This is a genomic window from Streptomyces sp. NPDC018947 (assembly GCF_044390505.1).
In the GTDB taxonomy this organism is placed as follows: domain Bacteria; phylum Actinomycetota; class Actinomycetes; order Streptomycetales; family Streptomycetaceae; genus Streptomyces.
In genome coordinates this window covers 77,215-103,795 of sequence record NZ_JBIRZD010000002.1, presented here as the reverse complement: position 1 = coordinate 103,795, position 26,581 = coordinate 77,215, and the positions used below count along the sequence as shown (strand labels likewise).

The 26,581-nt window shown below is 72.0% G+C and carries 20 protein-coding genes; 13 read left to right on the top strand and 7 right to left on the bottom strand.

Annotated elements, in window-relative coordinates; all coding sequences use genetic code 11:
• Positions 1–27: 27 nt before the first annotated feature.
• Entirely contained in the window at positions 28–1,068 is a 1,041-nt protein-coding gene (locus tag ACH499_RS05155; protein ID WP_399013886.1) for a sugar ABC transporter substrate-binding protein, read from the bottom strand.
• A gap of 440 nt (positions 1,069–1,508) precedes the next feature.
• Between ACH499_RS05155 and ACH499_RS05150 the strand changes: the two genes are divergently transcribed.
• The 7 genes from ACH499_RS05150 to ACH499_RS05120 all read left to right on the top strand — a co-directional run bounded on the left by ACH499_RS05150 (position 1,509) and on the right by ACH499_RS05120 (position 10,013).
• A complete protein-coding gene (locus ACH499_RS05150; RefSeq protein WP_356198331.1) occupies positions 1,509–2,360 on the top strand; it encodes a fumarylacetoacetate hydrolase family protein in 852 nt (283 codons plus the stop codon).
• Between the two features lie 11 nt (positions 2,361–2,371).
• A complete protein-coding gene (locus ACH499_RS05145; protein ID WP_399013885.1) occupies positions 2,372–3,724 on the top strand; it encodes an L-fuconate dehydratase in 1,353 nt (450 codons plus the stop codon).
• Entirely contained in the window at positions 3,721–4,482 is a 762-nt protein-coding gene (locus ACH499_RS05140; RefSeq protein ID WP_399013884.1) for an SDR family NAD(P)-dependent oxidoreductase, read from the top strand. Before ACH499_RS05145 ends, ACH499_RS05140 begins: the two co-directional genes overlap by 4 nt.
• A gap of 2 nt (positions 4,483–4,484) precedes the next feature.
• Complete coding sequence (locus tag ACH499_RS05135; RefSeq protein WP_399014314.1) at positions 4,485–5,474, top strand: aldo/keto reductase; 990 nt, start codon at positions 4,485–4,487, stop codon at positions 5,472–5,474.
• A gap of 46 nt (positions 5,475–5,520) precedes the next feature.
• Positions 5,521–5,832, top strand: coding sequence for an L-rhamnose mutarotase (locus ACH499_RS05130; RefSeq protein ID WP_399013883.1), 312 nt, complete (start codon positions 5,521–5,523; stop codon positions 5,830–5,832).
• Complete coding sequence (locus tag ACH499_RS05125) at positions 5,829–6,698, top strand: amidohydrolase family protein (RefSeq protein ID WP_399013882.1); 870 nt, start codon at positions 5,829–5,831, stop codon at positions 6,696–6,698. The genes ACH499_RS05130 and ACH499_RS05125 overlap by 4 nt, the downstream gene beginning before the upstream one ends.
• Positions 6,699–6,794: 96 nt before the next feature.
• A complete protein-coding gene (locus ACH499_RS05120; RefSeq protein ID WP_399013881.1) occupies positions 6,795–10,013 on the top strand; it encodes a glycosyl hydrolase family 95 catalytic domain-containing protein in 3,219 nt (1,072 codons plus the stop codon).
• 270 nt (positions 10,014–10,283) lie between these two features.
• Here ACH499_RS05120 and ACH499_RS05115 read toward each other — a convergent pair whose 3' ends face one another.
• The gene (locus tag ACH499_RS05115) at positions 10,284–11,492 is read right to left on the bottom strand and encodes an NAD(P)/FAD-dependent oxidoreductase (protein WP_399013880.1); all 1,209 of its coding nucleotides are present in this window, start codon (positions 11,490–11,492) and stop codon (positions 10,284–10,286) included.
• Positions 11,493–11,897: 405 nt separating this feature from the next.
• Positions 11,898–12,251: a DUF6461 domain-containing protein gene (locus ACH499_RS05110; protein WP_399013879.1), complete on the bottom strand. Its 354-nt coding sequence runs from the start codon at positions 12,249–12,251 to the stop codon at positions 11,898–11,900.
• 333 nt (positions 12,252–12,584) lie between these two features.
• Here ACH499_RS05110 and ACH499_RS05105 point away from each other — a divergent pair, with 333 nt between their 5' ends.
• The 4 genes from ACH499_RS05105 to ACH499_RS05090 are packed head-to-tail and all read left to right on the top strand — an operon-like array spanning position 12,585 to position 17,909.
• Complete coding sequence (locus ACH499_RS05105; protein ID WP_399013878.1) at positions 12,585–13,715, top strand: hypothetical protein; 1,131 nt, start codon at positions 12,585–12,587, stop codon at positions 13,713–13,715.
• Positions 13,706–14,356: a hypothetical protein gene (locus ACH499_RS05100; protein WP_399013877.1), complete on the top strand. Its 651-nt coding sequence runs from the start codon at positions 13,706–13,708 to the stop codon at positions 14,354–14,356. Before ACH499_RS05105 ends, ACH499_RS05100 begins: the two co-directional genes overlap by 10 nt.
• 3 nt (positions 14,357–14,359) lie before the next feature.
• Positions 14,360–15,034 (top strand): RES family NAD+ phosphorylase, encoded by a 675-nt coding sequence (locus tag ACH499_RS05095; RefSeq protein WP_356198313.1) that lies wholly within the window; start codon positions 14,360–14,362, stop codon positions 15,032–15,034.
• Between the two features lies 1 nt (position 15,035).
• Positions 15,036–17,909, top strand: a complete 2,874-nt coding sequence (locus ACH499_RS05090) for a CHAT domain-containing protein (protein WP_399013876.1) — start codon at positions 15,036–15,038, stop codon at positions 17,907–17,909.
• A gap of 18 nt (positions 17,910–17,927) precedes the next feature.
• On the opposite strand, the gene ACH499_RS05085 is transcribed toward ACH499_RS05090, so the two are convergent.
• Complete coding sequence (locus ACH499_RS05085) at positions 17,928–19,790, bottom strand: caspase family protein (RefSeq protein ID WP_399013875.1); 1,863 nt, start codon at positions 19,788–19,790, stop codon at positions 17,928–17,930.
• 144 nt (positions 19,791–19,934) lie between these two features.
• Between ACH499_RS05085 and ACH499_RS05080 the strand changes: the two genes are divergently transcribed.
• Positions 19,935–20,996 carry a hypothetical protein gene (locus ACH499_RS05080; protein WP_399013874.1) on the top strand — a complete coding sequence of 354 codons (1,062 nt, stop codon included), beginning with the start codon at positions 19,935–19,937 and terminating at the stop codon, positions 20,994–20,996.
• Positions 20,997–21,436: 440 nt separating this feature from the next.
• On the opposite strand, the gene ACH499_RS05075 is transcribed toward ACH499_RS05080, so the two are convergent.
• Positions 21,437–22,564 (bottom strand): DUF1152 domain-containing protein, encoded by a 1,128-nt coding sequence (locus ACH499_RS05075; protein ID WP_399013873.1) that lies wholly within the window; start codon positions 22,562–22,564, stop codon positions 21,437–21,439.
• Between the two features lie 250 nt (positions 22,565–22,814).
• Here ACH499_RS05075 and ACH499_RS05070 point away from each other — a divergent pair, with 250 nt between their 5' ends.
• Positions 22,815–24,197: an STM4012 family radical SAM protein gene (locus ACH499_RS05070; protein ID WP_399013872.1), complete on the top strand. Its 1,383-nt coding sequence runs from the start codon at positions 22,815–22,817 to the stop codon at positions 24,195–24,197.
• Between the two features lie 150 nt (positions 24,198–24,347).
• Here ACH499_RS05070 and ACH499_RS05065 read toward each other — a convergent pair whose 3' ends face one another.
• Positions 24,348–25,283 (bottom strand): DMT family transporter, encoded by a 936-nt coding sequence (locus ACH499_RS05065; RefSeq protein ID WP_399013871.1) that lies wholly within the window; start codon positions 25,281–25,283, stop codon positions 24,348–24,350.
• Between the two features lie 314 nt (positions 25,284–25,597).
• Positions 25,598–26,299 carry a hypothetical protein gene (locus ACH499_RS05060; RefSeq protein WP_399013870.1) on the bottom strand — a complete coding sequence of 234 codons (702 nt, stop codon included), beginning with the start codon at positions 26,297–26,299 and terminating at the stop codon, positions 25,598–25,600.
• Positions 26,300–26,581 lie beyond the last annotated feature (282 nt).

Below are 26,581 nucleotides of genomic sequence, written 5' to 3'. Positions count from 1 at the left end.
CCGCCGCGCAGGAGACTCCCCGTGGGGTCACTCGCTGACGCTGTTGCCCCACAGGGCCTTGTCGTCGACGTTCTCCTTGGTCACCAGCGGAGCGGGAAGCTGGTCCTCCAGACCGTTGGGCAGGGCCACGATGGTCGAGCCGTGGTCGGTGGGGCCGGGCTCGAACGTCCTGCCCTCGGCGGCGGCCTTCGCGTAGTACAGCGCGTACTTGGCGTAGAGGTCGGCGGGCTGGGAGACCGTGGCGTCGATCTGGCCCCTGCGGATCGCGTCGAACTCCTGCGGGATGCCGTCATTGGAGACGATGGTGATGTGGCCGGGCTGTCCGGCGGGCTTGAGCAGCCCCTTCTGCTGGAGCAGGGCGAGAGTGGGCTGCAGGAAGACACCGCCGGCCTGCATGTAGATGCCGTCGAGGTCGGGGTGGGCGGCCAGGGTGGACTGGAGCTTGGCGGAGGCGACGTCGCCCTTCCAGTCCGTGGCCAGCTCGATCACCTTGATACCGGGGAACTTCTGCTTCATGCAGGCGGCGAACGCCTCGGAGCGGTCACGGCCGTTGATGGAGCTGAGGGCGCCCTGCAGTTCGGCCACCTTGCCCTTGCCGCCGAGCTGCTCGCCGAGGAACTCGCACGCCTTGGTGCCGTACGCCTTGTTGTCGGCGCGGACCACCATGTAGACGTCGCCCTTGTCGGGGCGGGTGTCGACGCTGACCACCGGTATCTTCTCGGCGGCCAACTGGTCCAGCGTGGAGGCGATGGCGCCGGTGTCCTGCGGGGCCATCACGACGGCCTTCGCGCCGGTGTTCTGGAACACCTTGACGTTGGAGACCAACTTCGTGACGTCGTTCTGCGAGTTGCTGACCGGCAGCGTCTTCAGGCCCTCGGCGTCGGCGCCCCGCTTGATGTACTGCGCGTAGGAGTTCCAGAAGTCGGAGTCGGCTCGGGGCAGGTCGATGCCGATCGCGGGCTTGCCGGTGGCCGCCGAGCCGCCGTCGCGGTTGCAGGCCGTGGCGAAGCCCGCCAGGACGGCCACGGCGGCGGCCGTGGCCGCGAGTCTGGAGGAGCGGAACTTCACGGTGCTGTTCTCCTTGCCTGGGACGGTGAGTGCCAGTGCTGAACTGCGTGTGAACCTGCCGGGGACCGGCGCGGGGACGGCGGGGCTGCTCGTCCCTCGGGCGGCGGGCGGCAGGGGCGAGCCGCCCGCGGTGTCGTCGGATGCCTTGCGGTATCGAGACCTTACGAGCCCGAAACATGACTGACAAGGGGAGACCTCGGATGAATCCATGTCGCCATACAGCAATTTCTCGCCGCACTGCAAAAACATGGTGTTCCAGCGCCGAATTGGCCCTGTTTCGAGCGTCCGGCGAGGTCGGGGCAGCGCGTGTGGGAAGAAAGGTCGGAGGACTGCTTGCGGCGGCGTGACGGTCGCTCGTATGGTCGGGGCTCCGCACAGTCCTCCGATGTATCCACCGTCGGAGGGTTCTTGCGTCTCTGGAGCGACGACGGGAGAAAGCCATGAGGTTGTTGCGCGTCGGGGAGCCGGGAGCGGAAGTACCGGCGGTGCTCGACGAGGACGGCGTCCCCTTCGCCCTCACCGGCTTCACCGCCGACATCGACGGACCGTTCCTCGCCTCCGGCGGCGTCGACCGGGTCAGGCAGGCGCTGGCCGAAGGAGCGCTGCCGCGCCTCGACACGGCCGGCCGGCGGATCGGCGCTCCGGTCGCCCGTCCCGGAAAGGTGGTGTGCGTCGGTCTCAACTACCGCGACCACGCGGAGGAGACCGGCGCGGCCGCCCCGGAACGGCCGGTGGTCTTCATGAAGGACCCCTCCACCGTCGTCGGCCCCTACGACGCGATTCGCATCCCCCGCGGCTCGGCCAAGACCGACTGGGAGGTCGAACTCGCCGTCGTCGTCGGCACGGAGGCACGCTACCTGCCGAGCCCCGCCGAGGCCGCCGGTCACATCGCCGGCTACACGATCAGCAACGACGTCTCCGAGCGGGAGTTCCAGCTCGAATACTCCGCCCAATGGGACCTCGGCAAGTCCTGCGAGACCTTCAACCCCCTGGGCCCCTGGCTGGTCACCCCCGACGAGGTGGGCGACCCGCAGGCACTCGGCCTGCGCCTGTCCGTCAACGGCCGGGGCCGCCAGGACGGCGACACCAAGAACATGATCTTCGGCGTCGCCCACCTCGTCTGGTACCTGAGCCAGTACATGGTCCTGCGCCCCGGCGACGTCATCAACACCGGTACTCCGGCCGGCGTGGCCCTCGGCCTGCCCGGTACCCCGTACCTGCGCGCGGGGGACGTGGTCGAGCTGTCCATCGACGGGCTCGGCACCCAGCGCCAGACGCTCATCAACGCGTGAAAGGCACCGAGTTGTCCGCAACCACGGCGCGGATCACCGCCGTCCGCACCTACGACATCCGCTTCCCGACCTCGCGGGAACTGGACGGGTCCGACGCGATGAACCCCGACCCCGACTACTCCGCCGCCTACGTCGTCCTGCGGACATCGGAGGGCGGCCACGAGGGCCACGGCTTCACCTTCACCATCGGCCGCGGCAACGATGTCCAGGTCGCCGCCATCGACGCGCTGTCCGAACACGTCGTCGGACGCCCGGTCGACGAACTGTGCGCCGACCCCGGCACCCTCTACCGCGACCTGATCGGCGACAGCCAGTTGCGCTGGCTCGGGCCCGAGAAGGGCGTGATGCACATGGCCATCGGCGCGGTCGTCAACGCGGCCTGGGACCTGGCGGCCAAGCGGGAGGGCAAGCCGCTGTGGCGGTTCCTCGCCGACGCCGACCCCGAATGGCTGGTGTCCCAGGTCGACTTCCGCTACCTCACCGACGCCCTGACCCCGCAAGAAGCCCTGGAACTCCTGCGCAAGGGCAAGCAGGGCGCAGACGAGCGGGCCGCCGATCTGCTGCGGCGCGGCTACCCCGCCTACACCACCTCGCCGGGCTGGCTCGGCTACTCCGACGAGAAGCTCACCCGCCTGGCCGAGGAGGCCGTCGCCGCCGGCTTCACCCAGATCAAGCTCAAGGTCGGCGCCGACCTCGCGGACGACGTCCGCCGCTGCCGCGCGGCCCGTCGGGCGGTCGGACCGGACATCCGGATGGCCATCGACGCCAACCAGCGGTGGAACGTCGACGAGGCGGTCGCGTGGACGAAGGCACTCGCCGAGTTCGACCCGTACTGGATCGAGGAGCCCACGAGCCCGGACGACGTCCTCGGGCACGCCGCCATCCGGCGCGGCGTCCACCCCGTCAAGGTCGCCACCGGCGAGCACGTGCACAACCGCATCGTCTTCAAACAACTCCTCCAGGCAGGCGCCGTCGACGTCCTCCAACTGGACTCCGCCCGCGTGGCCGGCGTCAACGAGAACCTCGCCGTCCTGCTGCTCGCCGCGAAGTTCGGCGTACCCGTGTGCCCGCACGCCGGGGGAGTGGGGCTGTGCGAACTGGTCCAGCATCTGTCGATGTTCGACTACGTCGCTCTCACCGGCACCACCGAGGACCGCGTCATCGAGTACGTCGACCACCTCCACCAGCACTTCCTCGACCCCGTGGTGATCACCGACGGCCACTACCGGGCACCCGTCTCGCCCGGCTTCTCAGCCACCATGCACCGGGCGAGCATCGACACCTACACCTACCCCGGGGGAGCGTTCTGGACGGCCGACGCCGCCCTGGACCAGCCCGGCACGGACGAGGAGGACCACGCGTGAAGACCGACCTCGACGGACTGACCGTCCTCGTCACCGGAGGCGCCTCCGGTATCGGACTGGCCACCGCCCGACTGCTGAGCGGGCGCGGCGCGAACGTCGCCGTCCTCGACCTCGACCCGAGCGGCCTGCCCGCCCCGCTGCGCGGCCTCACCGCCGACGTCACCGACGACCGCTCCGTCCGCTCGGCCGTCGAAGGGGCGGCCGAGGAACTCGGAGGGATCGACATCCTGGTCAACAACGCCGGGATCGGCGCCGCCGGAACGGTCGCGGACAACCCGGACGAGCAGTGGCACCGCGTCCTCGACGTCAACGTCCTCGGCATCGTCCGCACCACCCGCGCCGCCCTTCCCCACCTGCGCGACTCCGACTTCGCCTCCGTGGTGAACACCTGCTCCGTCGCCGCCACCGCGGGACTGCCCCAGCGCGCCCTCTACTCGGCGAGCAAGGGCGCCGTGCTCGCACTCACCCTGGCGATGGCCGCCGACCACGTGCGCGAGGGAATCCGGGTCAATTGCGTCAACCCCGGCACCGTCGACACTCCCTGGGTCGGGCGGCTGCTGGACGCCGCCGAGGACCCGGCCGCCGAACGGGCCGCGCTCACCGCCCGCCAGCCCACCCGCCGCCTCGTCACCGCGCAGGAGGTGGCCGCGGCCATCGCCTACCTCGCCTCCCCGGCCGCCGGCAGCACGACCGGCACCGCCCTCGCGGTCGACGGCGGCATGGCCGGCCTGCGCCTGCGACCGGAGCCGCAGTCGTGAGGCTGCGCCAGAACCGGCTCGGGCGCAGCGCGTTGACGGTGAGCGAGCTGGCCTTCGGTGCGGCGGGCATCGGCAACCTCTTCACCCCGGTCACCGACGACCAGGCCGAACGGGCCGTGACCGCCGCCTGGGACGCGGGCGTGCGGTATTTCGACACGGCCCCGCACTACGGTCTCGGCCTGTCCGAGCGGCGCCTCGGCGCCGCCCTGCGCGACCGCCCGAGGGACGATTACCTCCTGTCGACCAAGGTCGGCCGGCTGCTCGAACCGGCGGACGCGGACGGAACCGACCTCGCGGCGGGCTTCGCCGTCCCCGCGACCCACCGCCGCGTGTGGGACTTCAGCGCCGACGGCGTCCGCCGCTCCCTCGCCGACAGCCTCGAACGCCTCGGCCTCGACCGCATCGACATCGCCTACCTGCACGACCCCGACGACCACGCCGAGCAGGCCCTGGACGAGGCGTACCCCGCGCTGGAACGGCTGCGCGGCGAAGGCGTCCTCGGCGCGATCGGCGTCGGCATGAACCAGGCCGAACCGCTGACCCGCTTCGTTCGCGACACCGACGTCGACGCCGTCCTCCTGGCCGGCCGGTACACCCTGCTCGACCAGCGCGGACTCGCCGGCCTGCTGCCGCTCGCCGCCGACCGCGGCGTCGGCGTCGTCATCGGCGGCGTCTTCAACTCGGGGCTGCTCGCCGCCCCGCGCCCCGGCGCCACCTTCGACTACGCCACCGCACCCGATCACCTCGTGGCACGCGCCCTCGACCTCCAGACCGTCTGCGAGCGGCACGGCGTACCGCTGCGCGCCGCCGCCCTGCACTTCCCGTTCGGACACCCGGCCGTCGCGAGCGTCCTGGTCGGCACGCGAAGCGCCGCCGAGGCCGAGGACGCCGCCGCCCTGCTCCACCACCCCGTCCCGGCCGACCTGTGGGCGGAGCTCAGGGAACGCGGGCTGCTTGCGCCGGACGTCCCCACCCCCGCACGGGAGCGCTGATGCGCGTCGCCGTCGTCGTCGGCCCCTCCACCCACCCGGAGCAACCATGAGAATCGCCCTGCACACCCGCATACGCGAGGACCGGATCGCCCAGTACGAGGCCGCGCACGGCGAGGTGCCCGCCGAACTCACCACCGCCATCCGGGCCGCCGGCTGCGCCTCGTGGACCATCTGGCGCAGCGGCCGCGACCTGTTCCACCTGCTGGAGTGCGACGACTACGCCCGCCTGCTCGCCGAGCTGGAACACCTCCCGGTCAACATCGCCTGGCAGGCGCGCATGGCCGGCCTTCTCGACGTCGTCCACGACTACTCCGAGGCAGGCGCCGAAGCGGGACTCCCGGTGGTGTGGCACCTGTGAACCGGCCAATCATCGACGCGCACCACCACGTCTGGGACCTCGGGGCACGGCCGCAGCCATGGATCACGGGCGAGGCCCTCGCCCCGCTCGCCCGGTCCTTCTCGGCCGCGGACCTCACCGCGCAGGCGCGGGCCGCGGGAGTGACCGGCACCGTCGTCGTCCAGACGGTCTGCGTGCCCGAGGAGACGCCCGAACTGCTGGCCCTCGCCGCCGGCAGCGACCTCGTCGCGGGCGTCGTCGGATGGACCGACCTCACCGCACCGGACGTCGCCGACACGATCGCCGCCCTGCGTGAACGGCCCGGCGGTGACCGGCTGGTGGGCATCCGGCACCAGGTCCAGGAAGAGCCCGACCCGTGCTGGCTCCTGCGCCCGGACGTGCGGCGCGGGCTGACCGCCGTCGCCGCGGCCGGGCTCGTGTACGACCTGGTGGTCACGCCGGGCCAACTGGCCGCGGCCGCCGACGCCGCGGCCCGGCTCACCGGCCTGACCTTCGTCCTCGACCACCTCGGCAAACCCCCGATCGCCACCGGCGAGCTCGAACCCTGGGGCGCGGACCTGCGCCGCCTGGCCGCCCTGCCCAACACCGTCGGCAAACTCTCCGGCCTGGTCACCGAGGCCGCCCCCGGCAACGGGCGGACCGAGGACCTCCGGCCGTACGCCGACATCGCCCTGGACGCCTTCGGACCACAGCGGCTGATGTTCGGATCCGACTGGCCGGTCTGCACCCTGCGGGCGGACTACACGTCGGTGGTCGGGACCGCCGACAGGCTCACGGAGGCACTCGGCCCGGATGAGAAGGACGCGGTGTTCCACCGCAACGCCCTGCGCGTCTACGGCCTCACCGACCTCTGTCCGCCCGGGTGACGGGACCGTCGTCTCGTCCGGCGAGGAGTACGAACGGGCGCCGACCCGGTGCCTCTGTCAGCGAAAGAACCGGTCACCCTGTCGAGAGGTTCCGCCATGACCCGTGATCCCCGACCGCACCGACGGAGCGTCCTCAAGTTCGGCGGTGCCCTCGCCCTCACGCCCCTCATCACGCAACTGGCCGGCGGGACCCCGGCAGCACAGGCCGTCGCCGCCGACGCGGCCGGGGTCTCCGCGCCGGCGGCCGTCCCGTGGCCGCTGCTGTCCCGCACGGCCCTGACCTACCCCGTCCCCGCCGCGGACTGGCAGTCGCAGGCCCTGCCGATCGGCAACGGCCGGCTCGGCGCCATGCTCTTCGCCGACCCCGACGACGAGCGCATCCAGTTCAACGAGCAGAGTCTGTGGGGCGGAGTCAACGACTACGACAACGCCCTCGCGGGCGAACCGGACAGCGCCTTCGACACCGGCATGACCGGCTTCGGCTCGTACCGGAACTTCGGCGACCTCGTCGTGACCTTCCGCCCCCGCCCGAAGATCACCGCCCCCGGCGGGCCGTACCGCACCTCTGCCTCGGAGGGTGTGGACAGGACGTACGACGGTGATCCGCGTACCAAGTGGTGCATCGAGGCGCCCGGCTCGAAGGTGCAGTGGCAGGTCGAGCTCCCCGAGGCCGTCGCTGTCGGGGCCTACAGCCTCACGAGCGCCAACGACGTGCCGCGGCGCGACCCGCGGGAGTGGACGCTCTCCGGCTCCGAGGACGGCCTCACCTGGACCCCGCTGGACCGCCGTACCCTGGCAACGCCGTTCGAGAGCCGACTCCAGAAGAAGGAGTTCACCTGCGCGAACACCGCCGCCTACCGCCACTACCGGTTCGACTTCGTGCCCGAGGCGGGGGTGAGCCACTTCCAGGTGAGCGAGATCGGTCTGTCCGGCGTCGACCTCGGCGGACCCGGCCCGGTCTACCTCTCGTCGCCGAGCGGCCACTCCGAGGGATCCGGCGGCGGTACCCGGGCCGTGGACATCTCACGGTCGGTGGACGGCGATCCGGCCACCGTCTGGAGGGTCGAGGCCGCTGCGTCGCCGGTCGTCTGGCAGGCCGACCTTCCCCGCAAGACCGTCGTGACCTCGTACACCCTGACGGCGGCCGCCGACCGCCCGCAGGACGACCCCGGGCGTTGGGTGCTCGAGGCGTCGCAGGACGGATCCGTCTGGGTGACCCTCGACACGCAGGATCCCGGGGCCCCCTTCGCCGGCCGCGGCGCGTCACGGACCCTTCGGTTCACGAACAGCACGGCCTACCGCTCCTACCGCCTCACCCTGACACCGGGAGCGTCCTCGACCGGCTTGCAGATCGCGCAGATCGCCCTGGAGGGGCAGGGGTTCGACACGCGCACCTGGCGCGCGGTCGTCGACTACCGGCGCGCGCTCGACTTCGTCGACGGCGTCCATACCACCCGCTTCGGCACGCCCGGGCGGAGCGTGGTGCGGGAGGCCTTCGCAAGCCGGTCCGCCGACGTCATGGTCTTCCGGTACACGTCGGACAGCGCTCGGGGCCTCTCCGGAGCCATCTCCCTGACGTCCGCGCAAGAAGGGTCCCCCACGACCGCCGACGCCCGGCGCCTCGCGTTCCGCGGTGTCATGGGCAACGGACTCGAGCACGCGTGCACCGTCGAGGTGGCGCACACCGACGGGGACTTCACCACCGACGGGCCGGTACTCCGCTTCACCGGGTGTACGACCCTCACCCTGCTCCTCGACGCTCGCACCGACTACCAGCTCGACGCGGCCGCCGGGTGGCGCGGAGCCGACCCCCGGCCGCTCATCGCCCGAGCGCTCGCCGAAGCGGCCGCCCGTCCCTACGACGACCTCCGCGACGAGCACACCGCCGAGACGCGCGCGGTCATGAACCGGGTCTCCGTGGACTGGGGCACATCGGAGGACGCCGTGGCCGCCCTGCCGAGCGACGCCCGGCTGGCGCGGTACGCGGCGGGCGGGCAGGACCCGTCCCTGGAGCAGACGATGTTCGCCTTCGGCCGGTACCTCCTCCTCAGCTCGTCCCGCCCGGGGGGCCTGCCCGCCAACCTTCAGGGCCTGTGGAACGACAGCAACCAGCCGCCGTGGGCCTCGGACTACCACACCAACATCAACGTCCAGATGAACTACTGGGCGGCGGAGACGACGAACCTGCCGGAGTGCCACAAGGCACTCATCGGCTTCATCGAGCAGGTCGCGGTGCCCAGCCGGGCGGCGACCCGCAACGCCTTCGGCACGGACACGCGGGGCTGGACCGCCCGCACCAGCCAGAGCATCTTCGGCGGCAACGCCTGGGAGTGGAACACCGTCGCCAGCGCCTGGTACGCGCAGCACCTATACGAGCACTGGGCGTTCACCCAGGACAAGCACTACCTCCGCACCGTCGCCCACCCGATGATCAAGGAGATCTGCGAGTTCTGGGAGGACCGGCTCGAAGAGCGGGAGGACGGATTCCTCGTCGCGCCCGACGGCTGGTCCCCGGAGCACGGGCCGCGCGAGGACGGCGTCATGTACGACCAGCAGATCATCTGGGACCTGTTCCAGAACTACCTCGACTGCGAGGACGCTCTCGACGCGGATCCCGCCCACCGGGCCAAGGTCGCCGACATGCAGGCGCGTCTCGCACCGAACAAGATCGGCCGATGGGGGCAGTTGCAGGAGTGGCAGGAAGACATCGACAGCCCCACCGACATCCATCGCCACACCTCCCACCTCTTCGCGGTCTACCCGGGCCGCCAGATCACGCCGAGGACGCCCGACCTCGCGGCCGCCGCCCTCGTCTCGCTCAAGGCCCGGTGCGGCGAGAAGGACGGTGTCCCGTTCACCGCCGGCACGGTGTCGGGCGACAGCCGCCGCTCGTGGACCTGGCCCTGGCGCGCGGCACTCTTCGCCCGCCTCGGTGACGGACACCGCGCCCAGATCATGCTGCGCGGACTGCTGACCTACAACACGCTGCCGAACATGTTCTGCGTCCACCCGCCCTTCCAGATGGACGGCAACTTCGGCATCCCGGGCGCCGTGGCGGAGATGCTCCTGCAGAGCCACGAAGGCGTCATCCACCTGCTGCCAGCTCTGCCGGACGACTGGAAGGCCAAGGGCTCGTTCACCGGACTCCGCGCCCGCGGCGGCTACGAGGTCGACTGCGCGTGGCGAGACGGGAAGGTGACCTCCTACAGGATCGTGGCCGACCGGGCGCGGACACAGCGGAAGGTCGCCGTGCGGGTGAACGGCGTCGACACGAAGGTGAAGCCGGTCAAGCCCCCACGGCGGCCCACCGGGTGACGAGGCGCCGACGACTAGGAGGCCACGGAGCAGGACCGGGATCCCGGCGGGACACCCGGGGATCCGCGACCGAGCGATCCCCGACCGCCCCAGGCTCCTCATCGGAGGCAGTCCCAGGACGTCCTCCGTGTCGGCAGCCGACCGAGCGTCTCGTGGGCGACGGTGAAGAGCAGGTCGCGGAGGGCGACGAACGCCCCGGTCGGCGGCCCGGTGGTGTCGTCGCTCCTCCGTCGTCCCCTCCCACGGCGCGAGCCTTCCGGCACGCTCCGGTCACACCGCCCGGCCGGCGGTGGCCGGTACCTCGGCGCGGTGGGCGTCCAGCAGCCGCCGGCGCTTGGCGACGCCTCCCGGCGCGCGGTGCAGGCGGTACGAACCGGGCTTCTGCGCCTCTCCCGCCAGGTGCTGGGGGATTCCCTTGCAGACGATCTCCTTGATCCTGGCGCCCAGGCCGCCGCCGATGTGCAGCCGCACCGCGACGTCGGACCTGTCGGCGAACTGGTAGATGCCCGCCTCCCGGCCCAGGCTGAGGCACTGGGCGAAGAAGCCGTGGTGGAGGTGGTCCGGCTGCTCACCGGCGAGCCGGCTGAGGACCGTGTCGGCGGCCCGCGCACCCAGCGGCGTCGCGTTCAGGCAGCTCATCCGCAGCGGCAGGCCGGACGGCGCCGCCGAGTCACCGGCCGCCAGGATGCGCGGGTCGTCCACGCTCGTCAGCGTCTCGTCCGTGAGCAGACGGCCCAGGGCGTCCGTGCTCAGCCCGCTGCGCGCGGCCAGGTCGGGAACGCCGAAGCCGACGGTCCAGACGGTGACCTCACTCGGCAGCTCACGGCCGTCGGCGAGCCGCACGGACGTGCCGGTCACCGCCGTCACCTTCGCGCCGGAACCGTCGAGGGCCGTCACATCGAGGCCGGCCAGCCGCTCGGCGACCGCACGCCGGCCCCGGGTGTGCAGGTACGGACCGAGAACGCCGCCGCAGACCAGGGTCACCCGGCGGCCCTGTTCCGCGAGCTCGGCGGCGGTCTCGATGCCGGTGGGACCGGCGCCGACCACCGTCACCTGCGCCGTCGCGGGCGTGGCGTCGAGTACCGCACGCAGCCGCTGTGCCTCCTCCAGGGTGGCGAGCTGGTAGGCGAACTCGGCCGCCCCGGGCACTCCCGGTTCGGCGCCGGCGCTGCCCACCGCGTAGATCAGGTAGTCGTAGCCGAGCGTGCCGCCGGTCGCCAGGGTCACCCCCCGCTCGGCCGCGTCGATCCGGGTCACGGTGTCGACCACCAGCCGGACGCGCTCGGCCACGACGTCCCGGTAGGCGACGACCGCGTCGTCGGACCCGCCCACGAGCTGGTGCAGACGGACCCGGTGGACCAGGTCCGGTCGCGGGTTGATCAACGTCACGGAGACGTCATCGCGCTGCGTCAGCCGGTTCGCGGCCATCACGCCCGCGTATCCGCCGCCGACCACGACCACACGCGTGTTGCCCGTCATGATGTTCTCCTCCGCGTCCATGTGTGGCTTGTTCGACCTCAAGACACCGCGCTCCCGGCCGCTGTGACAGGGTGTGAGCCGGATCACTTCACTGGGGTCCTGGGGAGCTGTCCTCGGGGTGATGTGCCGAGTGCGTCATCAACCACGACCTGACCGAGCCGTTCGACAGCATGCAGGGACCGTGACTTCAGGTCCGCATTCGCCGTGTCGCCTTCCTTCGCCCGAGCGGCACGGACGAACGTCACCGCCAACCACAACACGTAGAGGCTTCCGACCGCGCTGAGCGCCTTCGCGAACGAGGATGCTCGGCAATGGTGACTCCCATCCCGATCCGGATCAGCGGTCACACCGAAGGTCGCGGCAGTTCTGAGGAGCCCCCACGTGCTTCGCTCGCTGCACACCTGTTTAATGCTCCGAACGATCCGTGATCGGCTGCTTGGAGGGACCACGACCGGCGCGTCTACCTCCGCCTGTGCGCGGCTCGACGCCGTCGCGATCTTCTCGTGGACCATTACCCGGGCCCTGTGGGCATCGGTGATGTTGATGACCACCTGGTTCACCCCTCCGCGGGCTGGCGGGGACGAGTCCCAGCTCGTACGTACCGTCCTGGAGCAAGGATTCGGTGACGCGTATGCCGGTGAGTGTCTCGGCCTGCGCGAGGACCGCCGCCTTCCGGTCAACGTCCGGGGGCGCACTTGTCGTGCTCTCCCTCGAAGGTGGGAGGGAAGCCGACTTCTCGCAGCAGGGGGACCGGTTCACCGGGCGCCCGTATCGGGTGACGTTCCGGAATGGGCCGAGCTGTCGTACTTCCTCACGACGGCCGTGTGCTGCGGCCGACTGGAAATAAGATCCCCAGGAGGAGATGGCGGGTTCGCGACACGGTGTGGCTGCCCTCGGAGTGAGCCGGACGCACGCCCGTACTTCCGGCCCAGGACACACCACGGCGTCGGGCCGCGGTCGGGCGGCGACCTCGCCCCGACCGGATGACGACCAGCCGGCGCCCCGCCCGCCGGAGCCGGCATCGAGTAGCTTGAACGATGCTGCATGCTAAGGCACTTGCGGCTCGTGTCGGCTGCCCGCGACCATGGCTGCATGTCGTCCGGAGCCGCGCCCTTCGATGTCGCCTCGGTCCTTCGGGAGGTGAAGATGATCCGGGCGGAAGGACTGGTCCGGATCCGCGACCTCTCCCTACCTCTGCTGCGCCAGGCGGCTGCCGCGCGATCCGCGGCTGTCACCGACGCCTGGCCCGTCGAGGTCGAGAACCTTCTGCGCACGGCGGTGTCCGGCCTGGGTGGGGGAGACCTGCAGGAAGCGGCCGGACTCACGCTCGGGCTGGTCCCCGGGATGCGTGACCGGCCGGCGGCGGACCGCCGCCGGCTCGCCGCCAAGGTCTACAGCGTCAGTGTCGAGCGCTTCCGGAAGAGCCATGAGGAGATGGTCCTCGGGCAGATCGCCGAGCAGGTCTGCTGGATCGCCGGGACACAGGGCCGCGACATCGACGCCTCACACGTTCCCCTGCTCGCACCGTACTTGCAGCACCGTGCGCTGCGCGTGGGCCCTGTGTCGCTGACCCTGCATGTGCACCCCGTAGAACTCCTGCGTGCCGTCGACGTGATCGTCTCACCGCTCAACACCCACCTGAGCCTGCCCGAGATGTACAAGGCTTCCGTGCCCGCGGCCCTGCGCCGCGCGGGTGCCCTGCGCGGCGCCACTGGCGACGTGATCGCCGACCCCGTCCACGATGAACTGCTCGACTGGCGTGCCGGCAACGGCCTGCGCGGCCGTCCCGTCCTGCCCGGCACGGTGGCACCTACCGGTCCCGGCGCCCTCGCGGCGCGGGGAGTTCGCCGCATCTACCACGCGGCCGTCACCGTCCCCCGGTCCGGCACGAACGACTACGACGTCACCCCGCAGGACGTCACCGCTGCCAGCGCCCGCGTGCTCGCCCTGATGGACGAGGAACGGGAAGGTCTCGGACTGCCACTGCGGTCAGTCTGCTTCCCCCTCCTCGGCGCGGGTCGTGGCGGCCTGCCGCCGCAGACCAGCATCAGCGCGCTGTGGGCCGCCCTCACGGCCGACACCGCCCAGGACAGGGACGTCCACCTGGTCGTCCGCAGGCCGTCGCTCGCCGACCTGGTCACCGACGTGCTCGGCGCGCGCCGACTGCACCAGGCGGACGACGAGTCACCTGACAACGAGGAGACAAGGCACAGGTGCGTGTGAACCCCTTCAAGGTGCTCGCCGCGTGCGCGGCGCAGTGGAGCAGCTACCGGAGTCTGCTCGGTCCCGCCGCGACACGGATGCTCGGACAGCGGCTGGCCGAGCTGCGGACGGCTGGCGGCGACCGGGATGCGGCCGCCGACCGCGCGGCACAGACCCTGCTCGACGCCCTGCCACCCGACGCTGCCGCAGCACTGCGGCAGGACGGGGCCCAGGCGCGGTTCTCGGGACCGCCATCCACGGTCCTGCACCAGGGTTACGGCGTCCAGGACCTGTGCATGCTCGTCCTCGACGGCAACCCAATGGTCGGCCCGGTCTACGGCCCCGTACGCGAACGCCTGCTGTCCGAACCGGCGGCGCCGTGGCACGCGGGCGGCGATCCGCTGCTGATCGTGCTCTCCGGTGACGACGGACGCAGACGCTTCCCGCTGTTCCAGTTCGAGGCCGGGACCATGCCCTGGCAGGTCGTCCTCGACGTCAACTCCGTGCTGCGCGCCGACCTCGACCCGTGGGGCGCGGCGGACTGGTGGCTGTCCGACAGCACCTGGTGGCAGGGCGCCCCGGTCTCTCTCATCGGACAGGGCCGCGACGCGGAACTGCGCGGTGCCGCGCACGCCCTGGTGGGCACGGACACGGAGGAATAGCCGATGCCCAAGTACCCGCCCCCCGACACCCTCCCCGGTGAGCCGACCCGCGTCGTGCTACGCGCCGGCACGCCCCTGTACCGGGTTCACACCACCCACCGCGATCCGGCCGCGTACAACTCCCGTCCCTCGCACGCCTTCTACTTCGGCGGCCGCTTCGACAGCACCCTGTACGACCGCTACGGCTACCTGTACGCCGGGTTCAGCCCGGGTGCCGCTGTGTGCGAGGTGCTGCTGCGCTCGCTGGCCTTCCCCGGTGACGGCAGCCCGCGGCTGCTGCCCCGTAAAGCGTTCGAGCGGCGCAGCCTGTCCTTCCTGCGGCTGGCCGACGACACGGAGGTCGTCTCCCTGATGTCCGCGTCCGACCTGGCGGCGCTCGCACAGGACCCCTGGCTCATCCACGCCGAGGGCGCCGACTACCCGCAGACCCGCGACTGGGGCCACTGGATCCGCACCCGGACCAAGCCCTGGGCGCAGGGCTTCGTCTGGCCCTCCAAGCGGGATCCGGCCGACCGGGTCGCCGTGCTCTTCGACGACCGGGGCCGGGCACCGGTGCTGGAACCCACCGGCGCCCCGCTCGTCGACTTCGGCACGGAGGAGGGCGAGCGCTGGCTCAACGGCGTGCTTACGCCGTACATGGCGCGGACCGCGCCCCGCATGCCCGGAAGGGAGTTCTGACGTGGCGTACCCGCCCTACGACCTGCATGCGCTGATGTACGAGCTGAAGGAGGCGGCCGGCGGGGGGACGGTCGACTCCCGGGACCTGAGCCGGCTGACCGCGCTCGTTCTCGACCGCCTGGGCTGTGCGACGGGCCGTGAGGCCTTCGGCCGCCTGTACGCGGATTGGCGGGAGCTGCCGAGGGGCACCGTGATGTCGGGGCTGCGGGCGGGCCATATCCTCGCCATGCTGCCGATGCTTCGGTTCGACCAGACCATCTCCGACCCGCAGCGGGAGGAGGAACTGCGACGCGAAGCAGCGGAATTCGGGCCTGCCGAGGACAACTGGCAGGGCATAATCGCCACCATGGGCGCCTCGTCCGGGCTGCAGCACATGGACGACCCGGCCCAGATGGAGGACGAGATCGCCCGGCTGGAGAAGGCGCGTGTCCTGCTCCCTCCCGGCAGCACGCAGCGCGAGGCCCTCGAGTACCACCACGCCGGGCTGCGTGCCCACCTCGCCCAGCTCACCGGAGGGGAGGACGACTTCGACTCGGCCGTCGAGGAGCTGGCCCGGTTGTCCGACTCGTCTCTCTTCAGCGACGACCATCGCGCGGCCGCGGCGGGCCAGCTCGCCATGTTCCGTATCCACCAGGCCGCGCGCCGCGAGGACGAGGACGCGCTGGCCGAGCAGATCCGCGTGCTGGAGTCGGTGCTGGACCGGTTCCCGCCCGGCCACATGGACGCCCTGAGCCTCCAGGCCCATCTCGCCAACGCCAGAACAGGGCTGGAGCTTATCCGCGCCCGCCGCACGGGACGCATGCCGAGCGCGGACACGCACCCCGCGCTCGCCTCGCCGGAGGAGGTGCGGCGGCAGATCGCGGCCCTGCCTCGCGACGCCCAGATCGACCGGCTCAGCGCCCTGGGCAGCACCCGCGCCAGCCAGGCCATGATGGCCAAGGACTACCAGGGCGCTCTGGAGGCCCAGCGCATGCTGGAGGACGCCCTCGACCTGCTTGACGACCCTGACGACATGCGCTGGACCCGCTCCGCCTTCACCCTCGGCACGAGCCACTGCAGCCTCGGCGTGATGTCCGTTGCCCCGCACCCGCACCGGTTCCACCACCTGGACCAGGGCATCTCCTGGCTCCGGCACACCTGGCGGCTGGCCGCCGGACCGGAGAACCCGAGCTGGGGATGGACCGGGTCGATCCTCGCCGACGCCCACCGGTTCCGCGGCGACGCCGCGCACTTGTACGACCCGTCGGCGAAACGGCCCCACCACGACGAGGCCCGGCGCATCGGCTTGGAGTCTCTCAAAGCGCGCGCCTGGACCGTTCTCCTGCAGTCCGGTACGGTGCACGCCGCCGAGACCGCCCGGCGCGCCGGTGAGGAGGCCGTTTCCGTAGCCCGTTGGTGCCTGGCCGACGGAGCCCATGCGGACGCCGTCCGCGCCCTGGACGCCGGACGCGGACTCGCCCTGCACGCGGCGAGCGTGGCCGCCACGGTGCCCGACATGCTGGCCGCGCTAGGGCAGGACGACCTGGCCCACGAGTGGCGCCGGGCGGGCGTAGTGGCAGCCCCCGGGCCGGAGGACACCCCGCTGGGCGGCGCCCCGCAGTCGACCAGTGGACCCAACAGCCGGCTGCGCCGCCGGGTACTGCGGGCGCTGGCCGCCTCGCCGCTGCGCCGGCGGCTGTTGGACGCCCCCTCGATCGAGGAGATCGCCAGTGCTCTGGGCACCCTGGGCGCCACGGCATTGGTCTACCTGTTGCCCGCCGCTGAGGAGCGGCCCGGCCTGAAGGACCAGATCTTCTTTGGACGACGACCCGATCCCGGCCAAGCCCTCATCGTCACCGCCGACGGTGCCACCCGCGTCGTAGACCTGCCCCGGCTCTCTGTGTCCGCGGGCCCGCTGGCCGCCTACCGGGCCGTCGGCACCCCCGGCCGCGACGCCGGCGGACCGCCTCTGCCGGAAGCCCTCTCCGGCTCCGCGGCGCGCCCTGACGACAGCCGCGCCGCGTTGGAGCGCCTGTGCGACTGGGCGGGCGAGGCGGTGATGGAGAAGCTGCTCGCCGAGCTTCCGCGCGGGTACGGCCGCACCCCGTCCCTCATCATGGTTCCCATGGCCGAACTGGGAGCCGTGCCGTGGCACGCGGCACGCCTGCCCGGAGGGCGCCGCGCCTGCCAGCTCGCCCGCATCTCCTATCTGCCCTCCGCCCGACTCCTGTGCGAGGTGGCCGCACGGCCCGTCTCCGCGACCCGGCAGGCGCTCGTCGTCGGCAACCCCACCCGCGACCTCCAGCACGCCGGCGAGGAGGCCGAGGCGATTCACCGAGCCTTCCACCCAGACGGCGAACTACTCGGCCCCGGCACCGCCACCCCTGCCGCCGTCACCGCCTGGCTGGGCCGGCAGCGAGGCGGCCTGTTGCACCTCGCCTGTCACGGCGTGGTACGTCAGGGCGAGCGGCACAGCGCCCATCTCGCCCTGTCGGGCGGCAATCTGGCCGCCGAAGTGCTCACCGAGGGGGTGGCCCGCTACCGCCACCTGAACCTGGTGGTCCTCGCCGCCTGCCGGACCAATGTGTCCGGACACGGCTACGACGAGGCCTACAGCCTGTCCACGGCGTTTCTCGTCGCCGGCGCACGCTCTGTCATTGGGTCGTTGTGGCCGGTGCCCGACGAGGCAACCTCGCTGCTGATGTACATGACCCACCACTTCATGCACCGCGACGGGCTGCCACCCGGGCAGGCGCTGCGCAGCGCCCAGATGTGGATGCTGGACGACCTGCGCACGCCCCCGCCCGGCATGCCCGCCTACCTAAGGGTACGCGTCGAACGGATCCGCGGCGACGACCTGACGGCCTGGGCCGGGTTCACCCACCTCGGCTGGTGAGCCGGCCCCGGGGCCGGCTCAGGGCACCTCGGTCCGTACGCGTACCTGGGCCGTTCCCCAGCGGCCCGGGCCCTGCGGGGGGCCGCCCGCGTTCCGGCCGCCCGACGGCGCGGTCAGCCGCAGCAAGCCGTCCGCGGCGGCACCCTGCGCGGCGCCGGTCCGAGCGGCCGGGGCCGCGCTGGGGGACCACCGATCCAGGGTGAACGGGGCGGTGTTGAGCTCGGTCTCCGCCACGATCACCTTCAGCCAGTCCCGGGTGAGCGCCCCCGGCACCACCGCGTCCCCCGGCGGCAGGTACAGCCACACGGGCTGGCCGCGCCGGGCCCAGCCGGTACGCCCCGCGCCGACGAAGTCGCCGTCGTACAGGCTCGCGGAGGCGGCGTAGCTGTCGGTCAGGTCGAGCAGGACACACCACAGGGGACGGTCGGAGTCGTTGTGGATGCCCACCATCACCTGCGGCGGCCGGTGATCGGCGGTGTAGGAGCACACGATTTCCCCGTCGGGGGAGTGCCGCACGGTGCCTACCCCCGTGGCCTCCACCGTGATCCGCACAAGTGACGACAGCCAGGGATCCGGATTGACCAGGTCGCGCAGATGCTGCCAGCGCGCGAGGTGCGTCAGGCAGTCGGCGACGCGGTCCGCGTCTGCGGGCGACCGCACCGGTAGCGGCGGCAGGCCTCGGCCGGCCCCGCCGGACACCCGCGCCCAGCCCGGGCCCGCGTCCACCCGCAGTGGCAGGCTGCCGGCGCTGGCCGACGGCACGGACGCGCCGGCCGCGTCCGTCGACAGCATGGGCGCGCTGGCGACGGCCGCCTCGATCAGGCGTACGCCCCCGGGATCGCCGGCGAGCGTCACGGCCGCCGGGGGGAAGGCCAGTGCCGACGGCGTCACCCCGAACACCGCGTCTTGGTCGGCGGGCCCCGGACACCAGCCTGCCGGGTCCACCAGAGCCGACTCCGCCCGGACCTCTCGGACGACGACCGCTCTCGGTGCACCGGTGCCGTCGAGCAGCGTGAACTCTGCTCCCGCCGCGCGCAGGCCGTGTGCCTGGCCGCAATTGACCTCCCAGCCCGCCACCGTGTGCCGTAGCAGGAAGGGGGAGTCCGGCGCCGGGTCGCCGGACAGGAAACGCCGGTCCTCGCCACCGCGCAGCTCGGGGTGCTGCACCGAGCTCAATCGGCGCACGCGTTCCTCGACGAGCGCGTGCAGGCCGCCGTACGTGGCTGAGGGACCCAGCTTGCCGAGTGCCTCCAGCAGAGCATGACTGAAATAGCCGCGCACCTGCCCGCCGAGGACGTCCTCGTGGGCGCGCTCCTGTGGCCGGCAGGCGGCGAGCAGGATGTGCCGGCGCGGCAGCGGCCCCTGGCCCCCGCCGTCCCGTGCCCCGAGCGTCGTCCACGACGGCCACCAGGGGCGCCAGGACACGGCACGCACAGCGGCACCGTCCCGGGTGGCGCCGCCCGAGTGGCAGCAGTCGAGTACGGCCACCACATGCGCCCCGCGCGCGGTGATACCGTCCAGCAGCGCACCGAGCTCGGTGTCCCACAGCGGCGGGTGACCGTCGGCGAGACTGTCGTAGCACACCAGCGCCTGCGACTTGCCGGTGCCCTCCCACGGTGCGTCGGTGGGCTCCTCGCTGCCGTGGCCGCTGAACCAGAGCAGCGCGGTGTCCCCCGGCCCGCTGCGGCCGAGATGCCGCTCAATCCCGGCTCTCACGGCGGCCAGGGTGGCGTCACCGTCGTGCAACCGCCGGATGTCGGAGGCGACATGGCCCTGGCGCCGCAGCCATGCCTCCGCCTCCCGTACGTCGTTCACGCATCCGCTCAGTGGTGCTCCGGGATAATCGTCGATGCCCACGAACAGGGCGTACACGGTCCGCATGCGGAGATCCTGCCAGGGCTGCCGGGCACGCGCAGGGCGAATCCAGGGCGGATGCGGGGCATCCTGACGCGTTCCCATGTCCGATGAGCCGCAGAGTAGTTGACTTCTCCGGAGCACTACCAACAGATCAGGAAGGACAGCAGCGTGACTTTCGGGGGACGCAACCCGTACCAGCCGCCGGGGGCACCGCACGGCAACCCCTACCAGCCGCCGCCGGCGCCGAGCGGCAACCCGTTCGCGACACCGCCGGGGACGCCTCCGCACGATCCGTACGTCCCGTCGCAGCCCGGCCCATATGGCCCGGTCCCGCAGCACACCTCCGTGTGGCGGCGGCTGCGCGACGACGAGTGGCCGACCCTCGGTGAGGTGCTCCGGGGTGGGCGGCACCGCGTGCACGGCTGTGTGTGGGCACTGCTGCTGATGCCGTGCCTGTGGGGAATGACCCTCCCCCTGCTGGTGTGCTACCCGCTGGCCCGCTCGGCCCGCAGCCGTGCGCGGCGGCTCTTCCCCGCGCGCGGTCACCGCCGTGTCGGGGACCCGGAGGTGGCGCGGGTGCAGAAGGTGCGCGCCTGGACCGCCGCCGTCACGTCCTTCCTCATCCTGATCGCCTACGGCAAGCCGGAGGACATGGCTCAGGCCCAGCAGCAGTACTGGATGCGGCTGGTGATCACGCCGTGGCTGCTGCTGCTCAGCGCGCCCGTGGTGGTGACGGTGCTGCTGTACTGGGCCCCGTCGGACGTGCGCGGGGTCATGCGGCGGCGCCTGCGCGCCGCCGGGCGGCCGGCGCTGTGGTACTTCGGCGCGTTCGGCCTCGTACCCGTGCTTGCCCTCGCAGGCGGCTTGACGACCGCTGGCCTCACGGAGGGGGCGTCCGTCGGCGCGGCGCAGGTCTTCCTGGCGCCCCTGCTCTTCTTCGGCGCGTTCGTCCCGATGCTCTGGATACTGCTGTTCGTGGTGTTCGCCTCTGGGCCCGCCGTCCGCAGCGCCTTCAACACTGCGGAGGTGCACGCGGCCCTGCCCGCCCTGCTCACCTGCGTGCTCGTCTGGGAGTTCGCGGTTATCGGCCTGGTCGCGGGCGGGCCTCCGCCCGGACCGCCGGCGATGCAGCTGTGTGCGCTGCTCGGCGGCCCGGCCTCGGTGACAGCCGTGGGGTGGTGGGAGATTCACCGGCTGCGCACCCGGTACGGCGTGGTCCTGCGCCGTTGACCGGCTCGGCGGCCTGCCCCACCGGTGGGACAGCGGTCGTGGTTTCGTAGGGCCCATGACGGCGATCAGCGTGCTCCTTGTCGGAGACGACCTGGGTCCTCTTTGCGTATAACGTCTCCGCCGTTATCCCGATGGGATCCGCGGAGATGGTGGCCGTAACGATCCGCTCGGTCTTCGCCGCGGGCGCGGTCCGCACTCAGCTCGACATCGTCGCAGACATGCTCGGTCGGCAGTCCCCCCGGTGATGCCCTTCGTCGCCAGGGCCAGCTCCTGGACGGAGCCCGCACCAAGGGCGGGAGAGAAGTCCGCAGCCTCACCGCTGTCGGGCTGGCGACGCTGCCCTCGAATGACTGTGATCTGCCTTGGTGTGCACCAGGGCCGTTCTGAGCCGTTGTGAGGATGGTGGTCTCGTGGCGTTCCCCCGCACTCCGTGGACGGTGTCATCCCGCCAGTCGCCACAGGGGTGCGGCGTCCCGTGAGGGGGATGTCGTGCGGAGGTGGGTGCGGAGTTCGGTCCAGGCCGAGTGGTTCAGGGCCAGTTCCTCGTTTATGCGGCGCGAGGTGACGTAGGAGATTCCTGTGCGGGCGGTGCGGCGCTCCCATTGGGTGAAGCGGTCGGTCAGGGGTGGTGGGGTGGTGGGCTGAGTGGTGGGGGAAGGCTCGGAAGACGGAGGGAGTAGTCGCGTGGCGGGCGGAGTCGTGCGGGTCGCGCGGGCGCGTTCGCGGGCGATCTCGGAGAATCCGCAGACTCGTTCACTGGCACGTTCGGCTTCGGTGAGGTTCGTCGTTCCGGCCAACTCCCTCGCCAGGGGGTTGAGTTCGAGGGCGCGGGCGAGGGGGAGGCGGTAGACGGCGGGGCTGGTGGCGGTGAGGGTGACGGGGTGCGGGGCGTCCCGGGTGCCGCAGACTCCGCGGATGCCGCGGGCCGCCGCGACCAGGAGCGCGCTCGCCTCCGAGGGGTGCCAGTCGAAGACCTGGGCGACAGCCAGGGTGTCTTCGGTCGTCAGGATGCGCAGGGGGGCGCCGAGCTTGGGCAGCAGGGTGGACTCGGGGACCTCGGAGTCGAGTCCCGGGCCGGCGACGTGCACCCAGACGGCGAGGGTGGTGTGGGCGGCGGCGGCCAGCGCCAGGGCGTCCCCCAGAGGGCTGCGCAGGGTGGGTTCGGTGCCGTCGGCCAGGACGTCGCCGCCGACATCGACGATGTCGAGCCGGTCGGCCCCGCAGTACGCGGCGGCCTCCTCGATCTGCCGGGCCAGTCCCGTGGCGCCCTGGTAGGGGTCGAGCAGGCCCAGTTCGGGCCGTAGTCCGGCGGCCAGTCCGGGCAGCAGCGAGCCGGCCGGCGGGCGCGGCGCGGTGGCCGGGGTGACGAGGCGCAGCGTCGGACCGGCCGGCACGGTGCCGGTGAAGTCGGATGGCCGGCGCGGCCCCGGCACCGGGTCCACCACCAGTCGTTCCCAGGCGTAGGTCAGGACGAGGGCGGGCTCGTCCGGCCCGTGCAGGGCGGCGTGCACCATCGCCGTCGTGATGGCGTCCCCGCCCCCGCCGGCCGCTAACAGGAGTCGCTTCATGGACGACATGGATATCCCAAAGCGGTAGCCGATTCCAGGGTGTCGTGTTTCGCACCGGCTGCCCCAGGCGGTCGCCTATGCCAGACATGGGAGCTTCGGGCAATGGGAGGAAGCGTCCAACGTGGTGGGGAATCGGGGGAGTTACTTAGGGGATTCGCCTCATGTCACCAGTGCCCCGTTGTCGACCAGGCTGTTCCCGGCGCGACGTGATCCATTCCGATGTGTCCGAACCCGGAAGGAACTCCCGCACGTGGCAACCTCGTTACCGCTCCGGACAGCCTCTTCCGTCCCCGAGGAACCGACGACTCCCTACAAGCAGTACGTGTACGCCTATCCGCATCAGAAGGCGTACCGGCTCGGCACCGACCGGCCGCTGTTGTCCGACGTCTGGGCCGGTGAGCGGCTCGACGCCCTGTCCCTCTACGTCCACGTCCCGTTCTGCGAGATGCGCTGCGGGTTCTGCAACCTCTTCACCCGTACCGGGGCGCCGGAGGAGGTCACCGGCGCGTTCCTGGACACCCTGGCCCGGCAGGCGCGTGCGACCCGGGAGGCGCTGGAGGCCAACGGCACCCCGCGGTTCACCCTCGCGGCGTTCGGCGGCGGCACCCCGACGTATCTCACCGTCGACGAACTGGCCCGGCTGTGCGACATCTGCGAGCAGGTGATGGGCGCGGATCTCGAGGCGGTGCCCTGGTCGGTGGAGACCTCGCCGGCCACCGCGACCGCCGACCGGATCGCGCTCCTCGCGGAACGGGGCGCCACCCGGCTGAGCATCGGCGTGCAGAGCTTCGTCGACGAAGAAGCACGGGCCGCCGTACGGCCGCAGAAGCGCTCGGAGGTGGAGGCCGCGCTCGGCCGGCTGAAGGAGGCCGCCTTCCCGATCCTCAACATCGACCTGATCTACGGCATCGAAGGCCAGACCGAGCAGAGCTTCCAGGTGTCGCTCGACGCGGCGCTGTCCTGGGAACCCGAGGAGATCTACCTCTACCCGCTGTACGTCCGGCCGCTGACCGGGCTCATGGCCCGGCACGACACGAGCGGCGAGCTGTGGGACGCGCAGCGGCTGCGGCTGTACCGCTTCGGACGGGACCACCTGCTGTCCGCCGGGTACCGGCAGACCTCGATGCGGGTCTTCAGCCGGATCGGGTCCGCCGCGGTCGACGGCGCGGACGAGCACAACATCAGCGAGTACAACCAGCAGGCCGGGATGGTGGGTCTCGGGGTCGGCGCCCGGTCGTTCACCACCGACCTGCACTACACCACGGACTACGCCGTCGCGGTGCCGGAGGTCAGGCGGATCATCGACGAGTACATCGCGACGCCGGCCGAGGAGTTCCGGCGCGCGCAGTGGTCGTTCCGGATGGACGACGGCGAGCGGCGCCGGATGTTCGTCCTGGGCATGCTGCTGGAGTCGGGCGGTCTGCCCGTCGAGCGTTACCGCGAGCGGTTCGGCAGTCTGCCGCAGGAGGACTTCCCCGCCGAGTTCGCCCTGGTGACCGAGCGCGGCTGGGTGGAGCGGGACGAGGCGGTGCTGCGGCTCACCCCTGAGGGAATGGCCTGGGCGGACGCCATCGGTCCGCTGTTCTTCTCGCCCCGGGTGAACGAGGCCATGGCCACCTACCAGGACCGCTGACCCGCGCCGGCCGCCCGTTCCAGGGGCCCGGACTCCTCGCGCGCCGCCGACCCCGGCCGCGCGAGGAGGCACACGGCCGGCTGCCCCGGGGTGGTCGGGCCGCCCGGCAGACGGTCCTGACCGGAGGAGGGTGTCGGCCGGAGGGCGGCGTCAGTTCCTTCCCCCCTCCAAGGCCGGCACCGGGCGCGTGCGGCGCCGGGCCGGCAGCGAGACCACGACGAGGCCGCCGAGCAGCAACACCGCGCCGACCACGGCGGCCGCGCCCGGGCGCTCGCCCAGCAGCGCGACCCCCAGCACGGCGGCGACCAGCGGTTCCGCCAGGCTGAGCGTGCCGACGGTGGCCCCGCTCAAGAGCCGGACCCCCCGGGTGAACAGCAGATATCCCAGGGCCGTCGTGGCCAGCGCCAGCCAGCCGATCAAAGCCAACGCCCGCGGTTCGGCCAGTCCCTGGGGGTGGGTGAAGACCCACGGTGAGACGAGGATTCCCGCGCAGAACACACTGATGGGCGCCGCGGTCGCGGTGTCCGCGCCGCGCTCCTCCAACTGCTTGGTCGCCGAGATGTAGATCCCGAAGCCCGCTCCGGCGACGATCCCGAGCAGCACGCCCGTGCCGTCGGTGTCCGCGCCGCCGTCCGGGACGAGGAGCAGCACGATGCCGGCGACGGCGCCCGCGGTACCGCACACCCATCGCCCGCCGAGCCGTTCGCCGGCCAGCAGCCGGCCGCACACCCCCGAGACGACCGGCACGGTGCCGAAGGTGACCGCCGTCGCCAGAGCGGCGCCGTTGCGGGCCACCGCCTCCAGGAAGCAGGCCTGAAAGGCGGCCGTGACGGCGATGCTGACGGCCGTCCAGCCCCAGGTGCGGCGCCGCCAGACGGACCGGATGCCGGCCGGCCGCGCGGTGCACAGACCCAGCACCAAGCCGCCGAGCAGCATCCGGCACGCGCCGATCGCCACCGGGGACGCGTCGGTTCCGGCGAGAATCTGGGCGGGCCCGACCGTGCCCCACAGGAAGGCCGTCGCCAGAACCGGCACCACCCCACCCCGGAACACGGCCCGCTCCGCCGCGACCACTGTCCTCGTCACCCGAGTCCATTCCCCAGGCCAGGCAGGTTCCGCGGCACGACCCACCCCGGCGGCACACCCGGCACGTCCTGCTCCCGACGTTACGAGCCCTGGCAACCCGCACCCATTGGGGGAAGGCCTCAACTCCGCGTCGACTGATTGGAGTTACTGCCGGTACGGCATTCCGTCGCACGGCCGGTCCGGCGGTGGGTCAGTACGCGGACCCAGCGAGACAGAGGATGCGAGGACGACGCAGTGGCCGGGCCGACACGGGGCCGCCGGCGTTCTGACTGCCCACTGGGGTCAGCGGCCCTTTCCCCAGGATGGGCACTTCTCTACCTCGATACGGTTTCGGCGGGTGGAGGCGGCATACGGAAGGATCGCACCACGGCGATGACACACGTGGCCAACAAGGCCCCGGCCCATCCCGCCAGTTCCCACAGCGCGCGGCGTACTCCGTCGGGGGAGCCCAGGCCGCGGGGCAGTACCAGGCCATGCGGGTCGGAGACCACCGCGAGGGCATCCCCGGGGCGCGTGTTCCGCCCGCAGCCTCTCCAGGAGCGCACGCGGAGAAGCGTCCCGTCCCTCGCCATCACGGAACAGAGGTACCGGCCCCGGGGGTCGGCATGGTCCGGGCGGGCCTCCACGGATGTCACGACCCCGGACTGGACCTGTCCACGTGCGGAGAGGACTACGCCCGCGGCGGCCTGCGGCGCATGCAGCGCGAGGCACACGGCCAGGACAGCGGCGATTCCCACCAGTGCTCTGCCGGCTCGCACCGTCACCAGGTGGATGAGGGGGGCCGCGGCGCACACCAGCCCGGCCTCGCCGTTCGCGAGGACGGGCATGCCGGTCCATGCGCCGACGAAGGTGACGCCCACCACCGCTCCCACGCTCAGGGTCCCGATCAGAACTCCCTCGGCGACCAACTGCCGGGGCGGCAGTCCCGCGAACTCCGCCGGTCCCCACACCGTGGCACGCAGATGTGTCTTCACCGGCACGGTGGCGGCGAACGGCGCTCGGTGCCCTGTCAGCATCTTCGCTCCCTCTTCGCTGCGGTATTCAGGGAGCCGCCTCCGACGTTGCCCAGTCCACGGCAGCCGGAGACGGTGCGACGGCGACCGCCGACGGCCCCGCCACGGTGCCGACGGGATGGGCACCTTGACGTCGGCAATGAACCCGTGACTGGCAGAGCGTCATCCGGCGCGCCTCTCCGCCTCCATCTTGTCGGCGGCGCCGCTCTTGTCGCACTGCCGTCTTCCGGCAACCTTCAACCGCTGCTGCGTGCCGAGGTGCTGACAAAGGATGTCGACGGCCGG

Bases quoted from the DNA above. Each gene is read 5' to 3' on its own strand.
- ACH499_RS05060 (WP_399013870.1), bottom strand. From the start codon at position 26,299: ATGCTGACAGGGCACCGAGCGCCGTTCGCCGCCACCGTGCCGGTGAAG.
- ACH499_RS05105 (WP_399013878.1), top strand. From the start codon at position 12,585: ATGTCGTCCGGAGCCGCGCCCTTCGATGTCGCCTCGGTCCTTCGGGAG.
- ACH499_RS05075 (WP_399013873.1), bottom strand. From the start codon at position 22,564: ATGAAGCGACTCCTGTTAGCGGCCGGCGGGGGCGGGGACGCCATCACG.
- ACH499_RS05130 (WP_399013883.1), top strand. From the start codon at position 5,521: ATGAGAATCGCCCTGCACACCCGCATACGCGAGGACCGGATCGCCCAG.
- ACH499_RS05150 (WP_356198331.1), top strand. From the start codon at position 1,509: ATGAGGTTGTTGCGCGTCGGGGAGCCGGGAGCGGAAGTACCGGCGGTG.
- ACH499_RS05120 (WP_399013881.1), top strand. From the start codon at position 6,795: ATGACCCGTGATCCCCGACCGCACCGACGGAGCGTCCTCAAGTTCGGC.
- ACH499_RS05085 (WP_399013875.1), bottom strand. From the start codon at position 19,790: ATGCGGACCGTGTACGCCCTGTTCGTGGGCATCGACGATTATCCCGGA.
- ACH499_RS05115 (WP_399013880.1), bottom strand. From the start codon at position 11,492: ATGACGGGCAACACGCGTGTGGTCGTGGTCGGCGGCGGATACGCGGGC.
- ACH499_RS05095 (WP_356198313.1), top strand. From the start codon at position 14,360: ATGCCCAAGTACCCGCCCCCCGACACCCTCCCCGGTGAGCCGACCCGC.